Genomic DNA, 2,426 nt, shown 5'->3' with positions numbered 1-2,426 from the left:
CACTCAAACCGGGATGGAAATAAAAGTTATTAAAATCAATACAATGTGAAAATGCAATGAGCATAAGCGTGTAACGTAGGTTTACTGTCTCATACAACAAACCCACCAATAATTCAAGACGTCCTCCACGGGGTGCTTACGTGCAAACCACCGGGCTGCACGCTGCGGGGAAAGACATTAACGTCGCCAAAGTTCTGAAAGATTTGGGCATCGACGTGACCGTTGGCGGTTTTTTGGGGAAAGAAAATCAGGACGGCTTCCAACTGCTGTTTAGCGATCTGGGCATCGCCAATCGTTTCCAGGTGGTGCAGGGCCGGACGCGTATCAATGTCAAATTGACCGAAAAAGACGGCGATGTAACCGACTTTAATTTCTCGGGGTTCACGGTCACGTCGCAGGATTGGGATCGTTTCGTCAACGACTCGCTCACCTGGCTGGGCCAGTTCGATATGGTGGCGGTCAGCGGCAGTCTGCCCGCCGGCGTGGCGCCGGCGGCCTTCACCGACTGGATGGTGAAGCTGCGCAGCCATTGCTCATGCATTATTTTCGACAGCAGCCGCGAAGCGCTGGTGGCCGGGCTAGAAGCGTCCCCCTGGCTGGTGAAACCCAACCGCCGGGAATTGGAAATCTGGGCCGGGCACCCATTGCCGGCGCTAAGCGATGTCGTCGAGGCCGCCCATGCCCTGTGCGAACGGGGGATAGCCCATGTGGTCATCTCGCTCGGTGCCGAAGGGGCGCTGTGGGTAAACGCCTCCGGCGCCTGGCTGGCCAAACCGCCGGCCTGTGAAGTGGTCAGTACCGTCGGCGCCGGTGATTCGATGGTGGGAGGCTTGATTTATGGCCTGCTGATGCGCGAGTCAAGCGAGCATACCCTTCGGCTGGCGACGGCCGTGGCGGCGCTGGCGGTCAGCCAAAGCAATGTGGGCGTGACCGACCGTCCGCAACTGGCGGCCATGATGGCCCGGGTCGATTTGAAACCCTTAATTAAGCGGGAGTGAGGATGAAAACACGTCTGATTCTGGGCAGTGCATTGGGCCAGGCCCGCAGCCATCTATTGCGGACAGTATTGGCTGATGCGGCGGGGAAAAGCGGGCTGCAGCTCGTCAACGACGACGCGGACGCGGAACTGTGGGTACTGGTGGGCGAAGGGGCCGGCGATGCAACGCTTAGCGGCAAGACCGCTTTCCAAGGAACGGTTGAGGATGCTGCCGCCGACCCTGACGCCTTTTTGCAGCGCGCCCGCGCGCAGGCCGCGCCTTATCAGGCGGTGGCCGCCGCACCGTCCGCCTCCGTCACGGCGCCGTCGTCCGGTCCGAAGCGGGTGGTGGTGGTGGTGACGGCTTGTCCCACCGGCGTCGCGCATACCTTTATGGTGGCTGAGGCCATTGAGGCCGAGGCGAAAAAACGCGGCTGGTGGGTGAAGGTAGAAACCCGCGGGTCGGTCGGCGCCGGCAATGCCATCACGCCAGAGGAGGTGCGGGAGGCGGATCTGGTGATTGTGGCAGCGGATATTGAAGTGGATCTCGCTAAATTCGCCGGCAAACCCATGTACCGGACCAGTACCGGGCTGGCGCTGAAGAAAACCGCACAAACGCTGGATAACGCAGTGGCGCAAGCCCAAGTCTTCCAGCCAGCGGGACAGGGGGCTGCCGCCGAGGAGAAAAAGGGGTCTCCTGGCGCCTATCGCCATCTGCTCACCGGAGTCTCCTATATGCTGTCGATGGTGGCGGCGGGGGGGGGGCTTTGTATCGCGTTGTCTTTCGTGTTCGGCATTCATGCCGCCGACGAGCCGGGCACCCTGGCCGCGGCGTTGATGCAGATCGGCAGCAAATCCGCCCTGGCGCTGATGGTGCCGGTACTGGCGGGTTTCATCGCCTTTTCTATCGCCGATCGTCCGGGTCTGACGCCGGGGCTGGTGGGGGGATGTTGGCGGTCAGCACCGGCGCGGGTTTTATCGGTGGGATTATCGCCGGTTTCCTGGCGGGCTATGTGGCCAAACTTATCAGCAATAAACTGCCTCTACCGCAAAGTATGGCGGCGCTGAAGCCCATCCTTATCATTCCGCTTATCGCGCCTTTGGTCACCGGATTGGTGATGATTTATGTGGTGGGTACGCCGGTCGCCAAAATATTGACCGCGCTGACGCATTGGCTGCAGGTCATGGGAACCGCTAACGCGGTGCTGCTAGGGGCTATCCTCGGTGCGATGATGTGCAGCGACATGGGGGGCCCCATCAACAAAGCCGCCTACGCTTTTGGCGTCGCGCTGCTCAGCACCCAGACCTATGGTAAGCGCCCCGTGGAGGACGTCTTGAATTATTGGTGGGTTTGTTGTACGGCCCGGTAAGAATATGTTCCACTACGATGCCTAGTGAACCCGCATCCTATAAGGGACGGCTGTCAGATCATGGATAATCCGGCGATGAT

The 2,426-nt window shown here is 60.1% G+C and carries 2 pseudogenes; both read left to right on the top strand.

What is annotated here, in order from left to right:
• Window positions 1–134 precede the first annotated feature (134 nt).
• Window positions 135–998: pseudogene (gene fruK, locus ACMX3H_RS18320) on the top strand (1-phosphofructokinase); the annotation flags it as partial.
• A 2-nt stretch (window positions 999–1,000) separates the two neighbouring features.
• Window positions 1,001–2,286: pseudogene (locus ACMX3H_RS18315) on the top strand (fructose-specific PTS transporter subunit EIIC); the annotation flags it as partial.
• Window positions 2,287–2,426 lie beyond the last annotated feature (140 nt).

Source organism: Sodalis sp. (in: enterobacteria), from assembly GCF_047607725.1.
Lineage (GTDB): Bacteria > Pseudomonadota > Gammaproteobacteria > Enterobacterales > Enterobacteriaceae > JBLKSS01.
Note: the sequence above shows the minus strand (reverse complement) of the source record. Positions and strands in the feature narration are given on the sequence as shown.